The organism is Rhodococcus sp. MT28, assembly GCF_058792695.1.
The window spans coordinates 323995-340594 of the sequence record NZ_JBXAFD010000003.1 but is presented as its reverse complement, the minus strand read 5'-3'; the positions used below and the strand labels follow the sequence as shown (position 1 = coordinate 340594).

The following is a 16600-nucleotide window of genomic DNA, read 5'->3' as shown; positions in this document are numbered from 1 at the left end:
CGGGCTGAGGTCGGCGATCCGAATCAGCTGTCAGCGAACAATCTTCACCCGAGAATGCCTGCCCAGCGCATTTCCAGTGAGACACAACACTAAGAAACGCCTTCGGGAACAACCCGTAAACCCCAAACGTCTGTAAGAGTGGATCTACCGCGCCATTCCGACGCGGCGGACCAGGCCCCAGGCACGCGGCCCGAATGCCGCAAAGCCAGTACGGAGGAGTCATGCCCGGAACACTGACCAGCCCACAGTTGACCGCTGCCGACCGGTGCGACCGGTGCGGTGCCGGAGCACGCGTACGCGCCGTGCTTCCCACCGGCGGCGAGCTTCTCTTCTGCGGACACCACGCAACCGAACACGCGGATCGACTTCGCGAGATGAATGCCGTCGTCTCCGAAAGCGAACCCGCAATCTGACCTGTCAGCCGGGGGTGGCCTCTTCACGAGGCGCGCCATGAACGCCAGAACGGGCGATCACAATCACTGTGATCGCCCGTTCTGCCGTTCCGGGGCCGCAAGCACGCGAAGCGTGCGGGACCGGTATCGGCTGCTACCAGCTGCGGAGAATCGCGATGCGTTCGGTCAGCTGATCGACAGTAGCGATGGCCGTCGGCGGACCGCCGCACACCCGGCGCAGTTCCGCGTGAATGATGCCGTGCGGCTTACCGGTGCGGTGGACGTTCATCGCCACCAACCCGTTCAGCTCCTTGCGGAGCGCACCGAGCTGATCTGCCGTGGCCGCTCGATCGGATACCACTGCCGCCGTGGGTTGCGGTGCGGCGGCCTTGGCCGAGTTGGCCTCGACCTGCGTCTGCTGGCGTTGACGCAGCAATGCCCGCATCTGATCGGCGTCGAGTAGGCCTGGCAGACCGAGGTAGTCGGCTTCCTCGTCACTTCCGGCGAATGTCGCGGTACCGAAGGAAGATCCGTCGTAGATCACCTGGTCGAGTTCGGCATCGGCGCCCAGGGACGTGAACGCCTTCTCCTCCTCGCCCAGCTCGTCCTTCTGCTTGTTCGCATCGGCGAGCAGGTCGTCTTCGAGGCCGTCCTTCTCACGGTGCGGCTTGCCGAGTACGTGGTCACGCTGAGCCTCGAGCTGTGCAGCAAGGTCGAGAAGCACCGGCACCGACGGTAGGAAGACGCTGGCAGTTTCGCCCTTACGACGCGAACGTACGAAGCGCCCGATCGCCTGAGCGAAGTACAGCGGAGTCGACGCGCTGGTCGCGTACACACCGACCGCCAGACGGGGAACGTCGACACCCTCGGACACCATGCGGACCGCGACCATCCATTTCTGGTCGCTCGCACCGAATTCGGCGATTCGCTTGGACGCGGTGGGGTCGTCGGACAGCACGACAGCCGGCTGTTCGCCGGTGATCGCGGTCAGGGCCTTCGCGTACTCGCGGGCCACTGTCTGGTCCGTCGCGATGACAAGTCCGCCGGCATCGGGCATACCGGTACTGCGCAGCTGCGCCAAACGGGTGTCTGCTGCTTGCAGCACGGCAGGAATCCAGTCGCCGGCAGGGTCCAAGGCCGTACGCCAGGCCCGAGTCGTCTGCTCGGCGCTCAGCGGCTCGCCGAGTCGAGCGGTGAATTCCTCGCCGGCGTTGTTTCGCCACCGTGCCTCGCCCGAGTAGGCGAGAAACACGACGGGGCGAACCACGCCGTCCTTGAGGGCATCCGAATATCCGTAGGAGTGGTCGGCTTTCGAGCGGAGCAGACCTTCCTTGTCCGGCTCGTACTCGACAAAAGGAATGGCACTGTCGTCACTGCGGAACGGGGTTCCGGTCAGTGCGAGACGCCTGGTCGCGTCGCCGAAAGCCTCACGAATGGCGTCGCCCCAGCTCTTGGCGTCGCCGCCGTGGTGGATCTCGTCGAGGATGACCAGCGTCTTGCGGCCCTCGGTCCGCACACGATGCTTCGACGGGTGCGAGGCAACCTGGGCGTAGGTCAGCACGACGCCGTGATAGTCACTCGAGGTCTGGCCGGTCGAGTTGGAGAACCGCGAGTCCAATGCGAGGCCGGAGCGCTGTGCGGACTCCGCCCACTGGTGTTTGAGGTGCTCGGTCGGAGCCACGACGGTTATCTGGTCGACCGTCCGGTCACGGAGCAATTCCGAAGCTACCCGCAGAGCGAAGGTGGTCTTACCTGCTCCCGGCGTTGCGACCGCCAGAAAGTCACGCGGACTGCTGGAAAGGTACTTGGTCAGTGCACGGCGCTGCCATGCACGAAGGGAACCGGTAGGGGCGCCAGGTTGGGTTCCCGCGGATTGAGCTCCGGCGGGTTCGGGCGACTTGCCGAACTCGGCTGCCACGGTCTCAGACGTCATAGGCCGCGCCTCCACTGGAATCGCACTGTTGTCTCGCGCTCCTCGAATTTTCATCAATGTCCGGCGACGAGCCTAGCCGCCGCCACCGACCAAAGCCGCACTCGAAGCGCGTACTCATGGCCGTTCTCACTCCGGCCGGCGAGGTTTCGCTTCTCTCGCATCCTGCCGACCTGCACGCGAATTGTCTCAGAAATGTGCGACACGTCGGCGCCATGGTTGGGCAACCGGGTGTGTCGTCAGGGATGCTGGAGACATCATGAGTGAAGCGCGAGGCGAGAAGTCGAGCGGAAGTGATCTGCACCACCGCAGATGGCATCCGCTACGCCGCACCGGGCAGTTGATCGGTCGAACCCTGAGCAAGGCCTGGGACGATTCCATCTTCGGAAAGGCGGCTACGGCCGCGTTCTGGCAAACGCTGTCGCTTGCTCCCCTGCTGCTCGGCCTTCTGGGAATGATCGGCTACATCGGTGGGTGGTTCGGACCCAACACCGTCGAGATCATCGAATCCAAGATCGTCACGTTCAGCGGAACGATCTTCAGCGAAAGCGTCGTCGACCAGATCATCCGCCCGACGGTGACGGACGTCCTTCAGCGCGGACGCCCGGAGATCATCTCGGTGGGCTTCCTGCTCTCCCTGTGGGCGGGATCATCGGCGATCAGTACGTTCGTCGACTCGATCGTGGAAGCACACGGGCAGCAGGATGCCCGCAATCCCATCTGGCAGCGCATCTTCGCCCTGCTGCTCTACGTGATGTTCCTGGTGATGGCGGTGTTCATCCTGCCGCTGGTAGCTCTGGGGCCGACGCTCGTCGGGCGAGCACTGCCGGCCTCCTGGTACGTGGTCGGATCGAATCTGGTCGACACGTTCTACTACCCTGCTGTCGGTCTGCTGGTGATCATCGGCCTCACGACGCTCTACAAAGTCGCTCTGCCGAAGTCGCTGCCGTGGCATCGGCTGCTCGCGGGCGCCCTGGTCGCCGGTGTGTTCTTCATGGCCGCCAGCACCGGATTGCGTTGGTACCTGGGATTCGTCACCAGCACCGGCTACACGTACGGCGCACTGGCAACGCCGATCGCGTTTCTGCTCTTCACGTTCTTCCTCGGTTTTGCCGTCGTGCTCGGCGCCGAGTTCAACGCGACGGTTCAGGAGTTCTGGCCCGCTCGTGCCACTCGGATGGAGCAGATGCGAGAGTGGCTTGCGGCTCAGAACACCGACGAAAAGACCGGTCCGGTCACCAATCTGACCTGGCACCTGGCCACCAGCCCGATCCGCATCTCGGGCGACAAAGCGGACCCGGCCACGGTCCCCTCGTACGGGCGGCCCCGCAGCAGACAAACCGAGAGCAGACAATCGGAGTCGCGCCAGAACTCGTGCGTCGACCAAGATCCCTGCGATGAACCGCACGCAGACGCGAAGAGCCCGGCGGCCGACTGCGTCGAGGCTGTCGATCCGCCGAGCTCCGGAAGTACTCCCGCTCGCCTGACCCGAGGTCAGTCGCCCTTACGGAGTCCTTCGTAAATCTTCTTGCAGTCCGGGCACACCGGTGATCCCGGCTTGGCGGACTTCGTCACGGGAAACACCTCACCGCACAGCGCGACGACATGGGTTCCCATGACGGCGCTCTCGGCGATCTTGTTCTTCTTCACGTAGTGGAAGAACTTCGGGGTGTCGTCGTCGGTCGTTTCGTCGGTGGAGACGTCGGGACGTTCCTTGGTTTGAGTGCTCACCCCTCCAATAATGCCGTCTCCGTCACAGCGGTGCGACCCACGGGTCGTGTGCAATTGTCGGCCGAGAGTGGAACAGTGGAGTCATGGCACGAAATGGCGCGTTCGGCAGGTCCGACGAGGCCGGGACTCCCGACAATCCCGTACTGATCACCGAAGCGCAGCAGTCCGTCGAAGAACAGCACAAAGCCCGAGTGCGCAAGTACATGATCATCATGTCCTTCCGGTTCCCGGCGTTGATCCTCGCGGCGATCGCGTACGGCATCTGGGCCAACGCCTGGATCTCGATGCTCATCATCGGTGCATCCATTCCGCTTCCCTGGATCGCCGTCCTGATCGCCAACGACCGACCACCGCGCACCAAGGACGAACCGAGTCGATACGACGGACGAAAGAAGACCGCAGGCGAGATCGAATCCGCGACGCACCACACCATCGAAGGCTGACAAGTTCCGCCTGCGAGAATGACAGGGTGAGAAGCGAAACGCTCCTGTCCATCACCCCTGCGCTGCGTGAGGCTCTGCTTCGCAATCGATTCGACACCGGAACCATGCTCGAGGCGTTGGGTCCCGAAGTTCACGCTGCTCTCGGTCGAAGTGAGCCGGTGCCCGTGCGCCGCGCCACCCGAGAACTCGGGGACCTGGGCGTTCTCATCAGACTGTTCCTTCTCGCCGATGACTGCCCGGCGGGCGACGTCGCCGCGGCGCTGGCTCCGCTGACAATCGCGCAGTGCGTCGACGCCGGTCTGCTCGAAGGTGAGAACTTCGACAGTGAGAATCCGCTCGTGCGGGCCGCGGTGGATCTTCGCCCCATCGACGTCGGCGACGGCGATCGTTGGGTGATCTCGGATCTCGACGGCGGAATCCGTCCCAAGAAGGCCACGGCCGATCATGTGCTGGGCGTCGGGCATGCGTCACTGTCCTTGCTGCAGGCCACGCCCACCGCGAGGGTCGGCAGCGTGCTCGACCTCGGTACGGGATGCGGCATCCAAGCCCTGCACGCGAACACGTACGCCGATTCGGTCACCGCAACCGACATCAATCAACGCGCTGTCGACCTCACGGCAGCAACCATGGCCCTCAACGGACTGGACGTCGAACTCCTTCAAGGGTCCTGGTTCGAACCCGTCGAGGGTCGAACCTTCGACCAGGTGGTCGCCAATCCGCCGTTTGTCGTCGGCGAGGCACGCGTCCATCACACGTACCGCGATTCCGGCCTCGATCTCGACGGTGCGAGCGAATTGATGATCTCGCAATCGATCGACTACCTGAACCCCGGCGGCACGGCAGCTCTGCTGGCGTCCTGGGTGCACGTCGAAGGGCAGGACTGGCGGTCGCGGATCGCGTCGTGGCTGCCGGCCCACGGCGTCGATGCCTGGGTGGTCCAGCGCGATGTCGCGGATCCGGCTCTGTACGTCGGCACGTGGCTCAAGGACGGCGGGCAGGATCCTCGAGATCCGGAAACGGCATCGAGAGCAAACGCCTGGCTGGATCACCTCGAAGAAGCCGATGTCGAGGGCGTCGGCTTCGGTTTCGTGTTTCTTCGCCGCACCGACTCCCCCACCGACCTGATGGCCGAGGACCTCATGCACGGCTTCTCGGACCCGCTCGGGGCCGAGGCGCTCGCTTACTTCGACCGTCTTGCCTGGTTGCGTGAACACGACGTCCTCGAGGAACGCTTCGTCCTCGATCCGGACACGGCTCTCGAACGCGTCTACCTCCCCGGTGACGAGGGATGGCAACAAGTAGTCACGCGTGTGCACCGCGGCAACGGACCGCACTGGCAGCACGAGATCGACGAGCTCGGTGCTGCGCTGTTGGCCGGACTCCGAGCGGATGGACTGGTGGTCGACGAATTGATCGAACTTCTTGCCGCGGCGAACGGCGAAGACCCGGACCAGCTACGTGAGGCCGTCGTCACAATGATGGTCTCGCTGGTTCGGCACGGGTTGGTGCTTCCCGTCACGAACTGAGTTCCCGGTGAGTTGCAGATTTTTGTGTTCTCAGCAACTTCTCAGGACGACTGGGAAATAACTGCAGGTCACGGCGATTTAGCGGAAATTGGCACGGGAACTTTCCCGGAACTCTCACACGTTGAACTGTGTGAGAGACCGCCGATAGGGAGGCAAGTCATGACAAGCCCCAGCACCACTACTCGCATTCGTCCGAGCGCCGCAGATCTGGACGCCCAGAGCCCGGCCGCAGACCTGGTCCGCGTCTACCTGAACGGGATCGGTCGTACCGCACTGCTGACAGCAGCAGACGAGGTCGAACTGGCGAAGCGAATCGAAGCGGGGCTGTACGCCAGCCACGTTCTTGCCACGGGAAAGCGCCTGACAGTCGCCAAGAAGAGGGATCTCGCAACGATCGTTCGCGAGGGACAGTCGGCACGTAGCCACCTCCTGGAAGCGAACCTGCGACTCGTCGTGTCGCTGGCCAAGCGCTACACCGGCCGCGGCATGCCGCTCCTCGATCTGATTCAAGAAGGCAACCTCGGACTCATCCGTGCGATGGAGAAGTTCGACTACGCCAAGGGCTTCAAGTTCTCGACGTACGCCACCTGGTGGATCCGTCAGGCGATCACCCGCGGAATGGCTGATCAGAGCCGCACCATCCGGCTCCCAGTCCACCTCGTGGAGCAGGTCAACAAGCTCGCCCGCATCAAGCGCGAACTGCACCAGCAGCTCGGGCGAGAAGCCACGGACGACGAGTTGGCCGAAGAGTCGGGCATCCCGGCGCACAAGATTGCCGACCTGCTCGACCACAGCCGCGACCCGGTAAGCCTGGACATGCCTGTGGGCAACGACGAAGAAGCGCCCTTGGGCGATTTCATCGAAGATTCCGAGGCGACCTCGGCCGAGAACGCCGTCATCGCCGGTCTGCTGCACAGCGATGTGCGCAGCGTGCTCGGGACGCTCGACGAGCGGGAGCAGCAGGTCATCCGACTTCGCTACGGTCTCGACGACGGCCAGCCCCGCACCCTCGATCAGATCGGCAAGCTCTTCGGCCTCTCGCGTGAGCGGGTTCGTCAGATCGAGCGTGAGGTCATGGGCAAGCTCCGCGTCGGCGATCGCGCCGAGAAACTGCGGTCCTACGCGAGCTGATCAAACAACACAGCACGTGCGTCAGCGCGCCACACCACTCGCGCTGACGCACCGCACAAAGCACCGGCCACCGCTACTTCCCTCCCCCTCGGGAAGGTGCGGTGGCCGGTGTTGTTCGCTGTGTCTACCGCAGCCGCCTGGGCCCCAGGTCGATTGCGCTCGGCTCAGGTCCGATTCGGACACGTGAATCGGTGATCTCCGCGCCGGTAGCCGAAGCGAGTACCGGCTCACAGGCCAGTTCGCGGACTTCGGGAATGTCGTCGGCCAGCGCCGAGATGCGCTGGACCAGATCAACCAACGCACCCTTGTTGACCGGAACGGCGTTGCGGTATCCGGATAGAAGCGGCGCGGCCTTGGGCGCGTCGATCAATTCCGTAGCAGCGTCCTCGGTGAGTGGCAGTACGCGATAGGCACGGTCACCGAGGAGATCGGAGATCACACCGGCGAGCCCGAACGAGATCAGCGAACCGAACGACGGGTCGTCTTGGACACCAACCACACATCCGATGCCCTTGGTTGCCATTTTCTGCACGTGCAGCAGCGGTTCACCCGACGCGGCCGCAAGATCTCGGTAAGCGAGGCGCACCGATTCCGGTCCACTCAGATCCAGCCTGACGCCGCCCAGATCCGGTCGGTGTCGCCACATTTCGCCGGTTGCCTTGACCGCGACCGGGTAGCCGACAGCATCCGCTGCCTCTACTGCTTCGTCTTCGCTCAGGACCGAACGGAATTCGACGACGGCGACCCCGTAACACTCGAGCAGCGCCGCCGCTTCCACATCTGAAAGCCAACGGCCAGGAGAGTTTTCAAGCCAATCTGCCACCATCTTCTGGGCTCGCTCGGAGTCGATACCCACGGGACGAACCACCTTCGACGCAGGCTTGCTGCGCCACTCCGCATATCGCCAAGCCCTCGCCAACGCCAGGGCGGCACGCTCCGGCCCCGGGTAGGACGGCACCGAACCGCGGGTCGGGTTACCGACTTCGTCACGAACTGCCAGGACGTCCGGCACACCCTCAGCTGCGAGGAACGTGGTGAGAATCGGCTTGTCCGAGCCTGCGACGGCGTCCTTGAGTGCTTTCGCGAACGGCTCGACCGGAATGGCAACCGGGGGAACGAAGACGGCGATGACGGCATCGACGTCGAACGACGCCAAAGCGTCGCGCACGGCAGTGGCGAACAGTTCCGGACTCGCCTGGGCGCCGAGGTCGACCGGGTCGCTGACCTGCAGACCTTCACTGCGGGCCGCGTCCGCAGCGAGGACACCGAGCGCGGTCGAGTTTCCGATGACCGCAAGCCGGGGGCCGGCGGGCAACGGTTGGTATCCGAAGAGCAAGGCGCAGTCGAACAATTGTGAAATGGATCCGACCTGAATGACGCCCGCCTGTTCGAAGAGGGCGCGGACGATCGAATCGTCGATCTCGACTCCGGTGGCGGCGAGCACCGGCGGAACCGCGTGCCGACCGCTCTTCACCGCGACGATCGGCTTCTTCCGCGCAACTCGACGGGCGATGCGAGAGAACTTCCGTGGGTTGCCGAAGCTCTCCAGATAGAGAAGGACCACTTCGGTGGACTGGTCGGAATCCCAGTACTGCAGAAGGTCGTTACCCGAGACGTCCGCACGGTTACCGGCGGAAACGAAGGCGGACAATCCGATTCGGCTGCGAGCGGCTTCGTCGAGAATGGCGATACCGAGCGCGCCGGACTGACAGAAGAAGCCGACGTTGCCTGCCACCGGCAAGACCGGCGCGAGCGTCGCATTCAACGAAATCGCCGGGTCGTTGTTCGCGACACCCAGCGCATTCGGGCCGATGAGGCGCATACCGTGAGCGCGCGCTGCATGGACCAGTTTGCGTTCGGACGAGCGCCCGTCCGGACCACTCTCACTGAAGCCCGACGAGACGACCACCAGCGCTTTGACGCCCTTGTCGAGGCAGTCGTCGAGTACCGAATTGATCGATTCTGCAGGTACAGCCACGACGGCGAGATCGACGTCGTCGGGGATGTCACGAACCGTCGGATATGCCCGAACGCCGTGTACCGAACGATGCTCCGCGTTGACGGGATAGACCGGTCCGGTGAATCCGCCGCGCAGCAGGTTGGTCAACACCGCGTTACCCACTTTGGCCGGGTCCGCTGATGCGCCGATCACCGCCACCGATCGCGGGCTGAGCACGTTTCCCATACTGCGGGCCTCAGCTGCCCGCTCACGCGAATTACGTACTGAAACAAGCGCTTCCGTCGGGTCGATCGCGAATTCGAGTCTCAGCACGCCACCGTCGAAAGAGCGGCTCACCTGATACCCCGCCTCACGGAACACCGTCACCATGTTGCGGTTCTCGGAGAGGACCTCGGCGACGAACATCGTCAGACCGTTCTCGGCCGCTGCCGCTGCCAGGTACTCGAGCAGGATCGGGCCGAGGCCGCGCCCCTGGTGTGCGTCGGCGACGACGAAGGCGACCTCGGCAGACTTTCCGTCACCGACGTCGAGCAGTCGCTCGTATCGACCCACCGCGATGATCTCGTCGCCGAGCATCATCACGAACGCCACGCGGTTGTGGTGGTCGACCGTCGTGAAGTTCTTGACGTCGCGCGCCGACATCGTGGGGTACGGGCCGAAGTAGCGCAGATACCGGGTGCGCTCGGAGAGTTTGCCGTGGAATTCGACGAGCTTGTCCGCATCTTCGGGAACGATGGGTCGCAACGCCACCGCTCCGCCGTCGGAGGCGAGAACATCGACTACCCAGGAATGGGGATAGGTGTGAGCGGGGTCGGTCTTCGGCGCCTGGCCGCTCGCCTCGCCGCCGGCAGCTTCGGTATCGGACTGTTCAGTCACGGGGATCCTCCGGGTCGAGTCCGAGTAGCGGGAACGAAGCGCGACGTGTCGCGATGATCGCCGAGTCGATACGGGTGAGTGCACGGTCCACCGAGGCGACACCTGTCTCCGGTGTACCACCCGGGCCGTCCCACGGCGTGTAGGCGACATCGCCGCCGTCCCCCATGGTCGGCGGGAGGTCGACGCTCGGCGCTCGCAGCTTCGTCGATTCCTTCCAGTCTTCCGGGACAGCGGTGTCGACGTCGATCTCGCGATCGAGCGCTGCAGCGATCAAGTGAGTCCATGCCCTCGGCACGACGCGCACCAGTCCGTATCCCCCGCCTCCGACTGCCAGCCACCGCCCCTCGGAGTAGCGGTCGGCGAGGTCACGCATCGCCAAAAACGCGGCGCGCTGACCGTCGACGGTGAGGGCGAGATCCGCGAGCGGGTCCTCGCGGTGCGAGTCGACTCCGCACTGGCTGATGATGATCTGCGGGCGGAAGGCTGCAATGGCTCCCGGGACGACGGCGTGAAATGCACGCAGCCACAACGCGTCGACGGTTCCGGGCAGCACCGGGATGTTCACCGCCGTACCTTCGGCGGCCCCGTCGCCGACCTCGCTCGACCATCCGGTGTTCGGCCACAAGGTTGCCGGGTGCTGATGCAGCGAGACCGTGAGCACCCGCGGGTCCCCGAGGAACGCATGTTGCACTCCGTCGCCGTGGTGAGCGTCGACGTCGATGTAGGCGATGCGGTCGTAGCCGTTGTCGAGCAGCCACGAAATCGCAACCGCCGCATCGTTGTAGACGCAGAATCCAGAGGCCCAATCCGCCATCGCGTGGTGCATGCCGCCGCCGATGCTGACCGCGCGCCTCGTACGTCCCGAAGCGATTTCCTGCGCTGCGGCCAGCGAGCCGCCGGCGAGGATCGCACTGGCTTCGTGCATGTGCGGGAAGACCGGGTTGTCCTCGGTACCGAGCCCGTGGGGAACATCCTGGCCGCTCACACCGTTGTTCGCAGAGTTACCCGCGTCTTTGACCGCTGCAAGATATGCCGGTGTGTGGATTCTGAGGAGGTCGGCATCGGACGCGGCACTCGGTTCGAGAAATTCGATGCCCTCGAGAAGTCCGAGGCTTCGCGAGAGTGCCATCGTGAGATCGAGGCGAGTGGGATTCATCGGGTGATCGGCGCTCCACCGATAGCTCAGGTACTCCGGACTCCACACCACGACTCGATTCGCTCGAGACGCCGCGGGGTCCCCGTCAGATCTGATCGACGCGGTCATGGGATCACGCTACTTCCTTCTCGTTTCGTGCTGCACACCACACTCGTGGCCCGCTTCGGAGACCGAGATCGAGTGACACGAATCCAATTCGGACACGCGCTGGACTCGCCGCGGTGGAGGCGGCACCGGAACCACGAACTGAACGGTAGAATGATCAACTGACGAAGGGGTTGAGTGTGAAGGATCTAGTCGACACCACGGAGATGTATCTCCGGACGATCTACGACTTGGAAGAAGAGGGCGTAGTCCCACTCCGGGCGCGGATCGCCGAACGGCTCGAACAGAGCGGACCCACCGTCAGCCAGACTGTTGCGCGCATGGAGCGTGACGGCTTGCTGATGGTCGCCGGCGATCGACATCTGGAACTCACCGACAAGGGTCGCGATCTCGCGATCTCTGTCATGCGTAAGCACCGGTTGGCAGAGCGCCTGCTGGTGGACGTCATCGGTCTCAAATGGGAAGACGTACATGCCGAGGCATGCCGTTGGGAGCACGTGATGAGCGAGGAGGTCGAGCGTCGGCTCGTCGTCGTTCTGAACAACCCCACGACGTCGCCCTACGGCAACCCGATTCCGGGCTTGGACCAGTTGGGACTCGACGGCCCGGTTGCCACCACCGAAACATTGGTGCGCCTGACCGATATTCCGCACGGCGCACAGACAGCTGTGGTCGTTCGGCGACTGGCCGAGCACGTGCAGTCCGATCCCGAGGTGATCGCGCAGCTGCGTGACGCCGGCGTCGTTCCCGACGCCAGGGTGACGGTCGAAACCCGTCCGGGCTCGGTGACGATCATCGTGCCGGGTCACAGCGGGTTCGACCTGTCCGAGGAAATGGCTCACGCCGTTCAGGTCAAGCAGGTCTGAGGAAGTAGATGAAACTCCTGGTCACCGGCGGCGCCGGTTACGTCGGCAGTGTGTGCAGCACTGTGTTGCTCGAGCGTGGACACGAGGTTGTCGTCATCGACGACCTCTCCACCGGAAATGCCGACGCGGTGCCTGCCGGTGCCGAGTTCATCGAAGGAGACGTGGGAGCGCTTGCTGCCGACGTCCTCGGCAGTGCGGGTTCACCGGTTTTCGACGGTGTGCTTCACTTCGCGGCGCAGTCGCTGGTCGGCGAATCGGTGCTGCACCCCGAAAAGTACTGGCGCGGAAACGTCGTCACGACCATCGAGTTGCTCGAGGCGATCCGTGTCTCCGGTACTCCGCGCCTCGTGTTCTCGTCCACCGCAGCTACGTACGGCGAACCGGAGCAGTCCCCCATCGTGGAGACCGCTCCGACCCGCCCCACCAATCCGTACGGCGCGACCAAGCTCGCGATCGATCATGCGATCACCTCGTACTCGATCGCCCACGGCCTCGGTGCGACGAGCTTGCGCTACTTCAACGTCGCAGGTGCGTACAAGTCCGCCGGCGAGAACCGGGTGATCGAAACCCACCTGATTCCACTCGTCCTGCAGGTCGCGCTCGAACAGCGGGACAAGATCTCGGTCTTCGGAACCGACTGGCCCACGCCGGACGGAACCGCGGTACGCGACTACATCCACGTGCTGGACCTCGCCGAAGCACATCTACTGGCGCTCGAATCCTCGGTTCCCGGCGAGCACCGCATCTACAACCTCGGAAGCGGTGCCGGCTTCAGCGTGCGCGAGGTGATCGCCGCCTGTGCGCGGGTCACCGGCCTGCCGATCAACGTCGAGGACGCGTCACGACGGCTAGGTGATCCGGCGGTACTGATCGCATCGAGCGACAAGGCGATTGCCGAGCTCGGTTGGACGCCCACGCGTACCGATCTCGACGTCATCGTCGCCGACGCATGGCAGTTCCTCCAGGATCTGGGCGACCGCTCACACGCTGCTCGCTAGCTTCCATTCGGCAGTGCCGGCGGCAAGCCGGTGATTCCGAGCGATTCCCCGATGGACAATCCGACGGCCGCGAGGTCACGGATTCCGTCGGGGCGCATACCGGATTGCAGCGATAGATCCAGCAATCCCGCCAAGGTGTGTTCCGAATCGGCCGACAGTGCGGCCGACAGCGCAACACCTGCCAGAGGTCCGTCGCCACGCACGTATGCAAAGAAGCCGAGAAGTGTTGCCGGCCAAGCTCGTTCGGGCAACGGGACTTCATGGGTGAGCACGAGCCACAATTGCTCAGCATGTGCCGCAACGGACGTGATCGCCAATCCCAGCACCACGTCGCGCACGCGTACGTCCGTCAATGCGACCACCAGATCGGCGTATTCCTGCGGGTCAGGGCGGTGAGCGCCTGCCTCGACACGGCGGACGTGTTCCAACACCAGATCGATCCGGCACTGAACTGCGGTTTCACCGCTCGGTTCCCCACTGTGCGCGCTCGACTCTCGTCGGCTCGCGATCAGTCGGGCAATCGTGTCGTGATTGCGAGCGGCGCCGTGTACCCACCGGACCAGTTCCTCACGCGAACGGCGAATGACCCTCCCGCCCAACACCTGTGCTGCTGCAACCGACGAAGATGCCGGGTCTGGCAGGGTGCCGCGGTGAATCGAACGCATGACGCTCGTCCACGGCTGGCCAGATTCTATTGCGGCCGTGCACAATACGTCGGCCAGCTCGACGCAGGTTCCGCCGAGCATGTCTTCGAATACCTCGGCCAGCTCGATGGTTTCATCGATCAGAGTTTCAGCTGCCGAGCAATCGGTGATCACCACGAGAACGACCGCACGCGCGCCTTCCCCGTCACAGACGGCGGCGAACTGGCGCAGCGCCGCGCTCATCTGCCTCGCGGGCTTCCCCCTGACACTGGGAAAGTAGTCGTGCCGCATCACTGGTCCGAGCGTCGAGGCAGAGGCGCCCATCAGAGACAGCGCAACCACAGAGTTGGACGGGTGGAAGCCCAGGAGTGCGGGTATTGCCGCGATCAATTCGCCTGGATCGGAGACGCGTTCGACGCATCCGAGAAGGGCGGCAAGGTCGTCGTCGGAGAATTCGAATTCTCCCGGAAGAGGTGATGTCGTCATGCACACACCGTCGCTGATCACCCTGACCCGGCCGTCTGCTCGACCAGGGAAAACAGCTGCGTCCAACTCGTCTGTGGATTACCGCATTTGTTGGGGACCAAGTACCGCGCCGCACCGAGCAGTTCCGCTACTTGTCGGACCTGTGTGCTGCGAAATCACTTGCCTGCTTTGACCTTCTGTACGGCTGCGGTGAACGCTTGATCCAGCGGTGCCGTCGAGGGCGTCGCAGAACCGAACGTCATCAGTGTTGTCGCCACCCGTACGTCGCCGACCTGCGCGATCAAGGTCAGCATCGTCTGATCACCGGCTGTGGCCTTGGGGGACACGACAGTGCGGCGAAGTGACATCGTCTTGTCGGCATCGATCGGCGACGGCGGAAGAATTTCCGTCGTCACTGTCGTAGTGACGCCGTTCGCAGTGACAGTCATGGACGGGCACTGCCGAGTTTGCGCTTCCAACTCGTCCAGTGGTGCATCGACCTTCGTGAGTTCGACCGAAATCGTTGCCCTCGTCGCGTTGTCGGTCCCGACCGCCATCACGGTCCCGTTCGGACCGTAATCCTGTTCCGGTGGCTCACATTCGGACGGATCGACGGTGGCACCGCGCGGGACGCCTACTAGATCCGGTGCTGCCATCGGAACGGCTTGCGGGGGCAGCACAACAGCGCCGAAGGGCTCGGGGAATTCCTCGGGAGTGAGCAGCAGTTCGGACAGCGGTGCCGCCGTTTTCGGAGAGGTGGATTTCGGCGTCGAGGATTTGGGTGCAGCCGTCGTACTCGGCGCCGCCGTGCCGCTGTCGGTCGCACCGGCAGTCGCCGGCGCGGAGTCCGGAACGGGTGCTCCTTGGACCGACCCGGAGCAGCCCGCGAGTAGTGCAACGGCGGCCACCGCAGCAAGTGAGCATGCGGCCACTCGCCTGGACGATCGTGGACACACCCGCATGTAAGCCTCCGCACTCGACCGATACCGACAATCGACCAATCCATTTCGGACAAATCGGCCGTGCCGACCTTGTGTTCCACTCTGCCATGTCCGAAGCCGCGCACCCGACATCTAGCGAACGCCCAGGCCAAGTGTCGAAAGATACCGCTCAGCTTCGCTCTCGGCGAACGCCCGTCTCGTCGGATCGGGAATGATCGGTCACCGACTCGGTGTTCTTACCGATGAACGTCTGATCCAGTGCTGTCGGGCACCTGACTCCGATGCTGTCGAGCGTGCGCCGATAGTGGACACTTGAGATCAAGACCGAAGAGCGAAGGGGACTGCGATGGACGAACAGTCGAGGATGTACGAGCTGGAATTTCCGGCGCCCCAGTTGGCGGCTGCCGACGGCCAGGGACCGATCCTGATTCACGGACTCGAGGGTTACTCCGACGCCGGTCACGCCGTGAAGTTGGCGACGACGCATCTGCGCGAAAGCCTCGAGACCGAGCTTGTCGCGTCGTTTGCTGTCGACGAGCTGATCGACTACCGCTCGCGTCGACCGACGATGACGTTCAAGGCCGATCATTTCTCCGATTACGACGCTCCGGCGCTCAATCTGTACGCACTGCGCGATACGGCCGGCACGCCGTTCCTGCTGCTCGCAGGGATGGAACCGGACCTCAAGTGGGAGCGGTTCACCACAGCTGTTCGACTGTTGTCCGAACAGTTGGGAGTGCGTCGAACCATCGGGCTCAACGCGATTCCGATGGCAATCCCGCACACCCGACCGCTGGGTGTGACAGCACATTCGACCAACAAGGACCTGATCCAGGACCATCAGCGTTGGTCAGGTGAACTGCAGGTTCCCGGCAGCGCATCATCACTGCTCGAGCTTCGTATGTCTCAGCACGGGCACGAGGCGATGGGCTTTTCGGTGCATGTCCCCCACTACCTCGCGCAAACGGACTACCCCGGCGCCGCAGAAACTTTGCTCGAAAACGTTTCCGAGGTTTCGGATCTGGAGTTGCCCTTGGTTGCACTGGGTGAGGCCGCGGCGCGCGTTCGGGAACAGGTTAACGAGCACATAGCCGGGAACGAAGAAGTTCAGACTGTAGTCCACGCTTTGGAGCGTCAATACGACACTTTTGTCGCCGCTCAGGAACAACAGTCGTCCCTTCTGGCCGGCGAGGCCGACCTTCCCAGCGGTGACGAGATCGGCGCAGAGTTCGAAAAGTTCCTGGCCGAACAGGCAGGAAATGACGACTTCGGCTCAGCTGGAGACCTCGATCGAGGCGACAACTGACGAAAATGTGACGGGCGGGGCGCATAATTCGACATTGTGCGCATTCCGCAACCCCTCCGTTACCTGGGCTGTTGTTCAGGACACATCCGTCGGATAGCCTCAAACTCTGTGTGATTTTCGTTGACGGCTC

The 16600-nt window shown here is 63.7% G+C and carries 14 protein-coding genes; 8 read left to right on the top strand and 6 right to left on the bottom strand.

Features of this window, described 5'->3' with window-relative positions; genetic code table 11:
* Positions 1–221 precede the first annotated feature (221 nt).
* Positions 222–413 carry a DUF7455 domain-containing protein gene (locus tag AC1Q6C_RS14300; protein ID WP_003942643.1) on the top strand — a complete coding sequence of 64 codons (192 nt, stop codon included), beginning with the start codon at positions 222–224 and terminating at the stop codon, positions 411–413.
* A gap of 133 nt (positions 414–546) precedes the next feature.
* On the opposite strand, the gene AC1Q6C_RS14295 is transcribed toward AC1Q6C_RS14300, so the two are convergent.
* Positions 547–2325 (bottom strand): DEAD/DEAH box helicase, encoded by a 1779-nt coding sequence (locus AC1Q6C_RS14295; protein WP_003942642.1) that lies wholly within the window; start codon positions 2323–2325, stop codon positions 547–549.
* Between the two features lie 256 nt (positions 2326–2581).
* Here AC1Q6C_RS14295 and AC1Q6C_RS14290 point away from each other — a divergent pair, with 256 nt between their 5' ends.
* On the top strand, positions 2582–3844 hold the full coding sequence (locus tag AC1Q6C_RS14290; RefSeq protein ID WP_030536891.1) for a YihY/virulence factor BrkB family protein: 1263 nt from the start codon (positions 2582–2584) through the stop codon (positions 3842–3844).
* On the opposite strand, the gene AC1Q6C_RS14285 is transcribed toward AC1Q6C_RS14290, so the two are convergent.
* The gene (locus tag AC1Q6C_RS14285) at positions 3817–4053 is read right to left on the bottom strand and encodes a DUF3039 domain-containing protein (RefSeq protein ID WP_003942602.1); all 237 of its coding nucleotides are present in this window, start codon (positions 4051–4053) and stop codon (positions 3817–3819) included. The two genes, AC1Q6C_RS14290 and AC1Q6C_RS14285, sit on opposite strands and share 28 nt — an antisense overlap.
* A gap of 83 nt (positions 4054–4136) precedes the next feature.
* Here AC1Q6C_RS14285 and AC1Q6C_RS14280 point away from each other — a divergent pair, with 83 nt between their 5' ends.
* The 3 genes from AC1Q6C_RS14280 to AC1Q6C_RS14270 all read left to right on the top strand — a co-directional run bounded on the left by AC1Q6C_RS14280 (position 4137) and on the right by AC1Q6C_RS14270 (position 7153).
* Positions 4137–4496, top strand: coding sequence for a DUF3099 domain-containing protein (locus tag AC1Q6C_RS14280; protein WP_003942638.1), 360 nt, complete (start codon positions 4137–4139; stop codon positions 4494–4496).
* A 26-nt stretch (positions 4497–4522) separates the two neighbouring features.
* Positions 4523–6022 carry a DUF7782 domain-containing protein gene (locus AC1Q6C_RS14275; RefSeq protein ID WP_075833058.1) on the top strand — a complete coding sequence of 500 codons (1500 nt, stop codon included), beginning with the start codon at positions 4523–4525 and terminating at the stop codon, positions 6020–6022.
* A gap of 159 nt (positions 6023–6181) precedes the next feature.
* Positions 6182–7153 carry a sigma-70 family RNA polymerase sigma factor gene (locus tag AC1Q6C_RS14270; protein WP_003942639.1) on the top strand — a complete coding sequence of 324 codons (972 nt, stop codon included), beginning with the start codon at positions 6182–6184 and terminating at the stop codon, positions 7151–7153.
* 124 nt (positions 7154–7277) lie between these two features.
* On the opposite strand, the gene AC1Q6C_RS14265 is transcribed toward AC1Q6C_RS14270, so the two are convergent.
* Together AC1Q6C_RS14265 and AC1Q6C_RS14260 are read right to left on the bottom strand one after the other, a co-directional pair.
* Positions 7278–9989: a bifunctional acetate--CoA ligase family protein/GNAT family N-acetyltransferase gene (locus tag AC1Q6C_RS14265; RefSeq protein ID WP_030536893.1), complete on the bottom strand. Its 2712-nt coding sequence runs from the start codon at positions 9987–9989 to the stop codon at positions 7278–7280.
* Positions 9982–11253, bottom strand: a complete 1272-nt coding sequence (locus AC1Q6C_RS14260) for an acetoin utilization protein AcuC (protein WP_003942159.1) — start codon at positions 11251–11253, stop codon at positions 9982–9984. Before AC1Q6C_RS14260 ends, AC1Q6C_RS14265 begins: the two co-directional genes overlap by 8 nt.
* 176 nt (positions 11254–11429) lie before the next feature.
* Here AC1Q6C_RS14260 and AC1Q6C_RS14255 point away from each other — a divergent pair, with 176 nt between their 5' ends.
* Both AC1Q6C_RS14255 and galE read left to right on the top strand, forming a co-directional pair.
* Positions 11430–12116, top strand: a complete 687-nt coding sequence (locus tag AC1Q6C_RS14255; protein ID WP_003942150.1) for an iron-dependent transcriptional repressor DtxR — start codon at positions 11430–11432, stop codon at positions 12114–12116.
* A gap of 8 nt (positions 12117–12124) precedes the next feature.
* A complete protein-coding gene (gene galE, locus AC1Q6C_RS14250; RefSeq protein ID WP_003942257.1) occupies positions 12125–13114 on the top strand; it encodes a UDP-glucose 4-epimerase GalE in 990 nt (329 codons plus the stop codon).
* Here the strand turns inward: galE and AC1Q6C_RS14245 are convergent.
* Together AC1Q6C_RS14245 and AC1Q6C_RS14240 are read right to left on the bottom strand one after the other, a co-directional pair.
* The gene (locus AC1Q6C_RS14245) at positions 13111–14244 is read right to left on the bottom strand and encodes a DUF4192 domain-containing protein (RefSeq protein ID WP_230359819.1); all 1134 of its coding nucleotides are present in this window, start codon (positions 14242–14244) and stop codon (positions 13111–13113) included. The genes galE and AC1Q6C_RS14245 overlap by 4 nt on opposite strands.
* Before the next feature lie 155 nt (positions 14245–14399).
* Positions 14400–15155, bottom strand: coding sequence for a sensor domain-containing protein (locus AC1Q6C_RS14240; RefSeq protein WP_042919947.1), 756 nt, complete (start codon positions 15153–15155; stop codon positions 14400–14402).
* 355 nt (positions 15156–15510) lie between these two features.
* On the opposite strand from AC1Q6C_RS14240, the gene AC1Q6C_RS14235 reads away from it, so the two are divergent.
* The gene (locus AC1Q6C_RS14235; protein WP_003942198.1) at positions 15511–16470 is read left to right on the top strand and encodes a proteasome assembly chaperone family protein; all 960 of its coding nucleotides are present in this window, start codon (positions 15511–15513) and stop codon (positions 16468–16470) included.
* Positions 16471–16600: the final 130 nt, after the last annotated feature.

Coding starts and splice junctions, on each gene's coding strand:
- AC1Q6C_RS14235 (WP_003942198.1), top strand. CDS start 15,511: ATGGACGAACAGTCGAGGATGTACGAGCTGGAATTTCCGGCGCCCCAG.
- AC1Q6C_RS14270 (WP_003942639.1), top strand. CDS start 6,182: ATGACAAGCCCCAGCACCACTACTCGCATTCGTCCGAGCGCCGCAGAT.
- AC1Q6C_RS14295 (WP_003942642.1), bottom strand. CDS start 2,325: ATGACGTCTGAGACCGTGGCAGCCGAGTTCGGCAAGTCGCCCGAACCC.
- AC1Q6C_RS14300 (WP_003942643.1), top strand. CDS start 222: ATGCCCGGAACACTGACCAGCCCACAGTTGACCGCTGCCGACCGGTGC.
- galE (WP_003942257.1), top strand. CDS start 12,125: ATGAAACTCCTGGTCACCGGCGGCGCCGGTTACGTCGGCAGTGTGTGC.
- AC1Q6C_RS14280 (WP_003942638.1), top strand. CDS start 4,137: ATGGCACGAAATGGCGCGTTCGGCAGGTCCGACGAGGCCGGGACTCCC.
- AC1Q6C_RS14260 (WP_003942159.1), bottom strand. CDS start 11,253: ATGACCGCGTCGATCAGATCTGACGGGGACCCCGCGGCGTCTCGAGCG.
- AC1Q6C_RS14245 (WP_230359819.1), bottom strand. CDS start 14,244: ATGACGACATCACCTCTTCCGGGAGAATTCGAATTCTCCGACGACGAC.
- AC1Q6C_RS14290 (WP_030536891.1), top strand. CDS start 2,582: ATGAGTGAAGCGCGAGGCGAGAAGTCGAGCGGAAGTGATCTGCACCAC.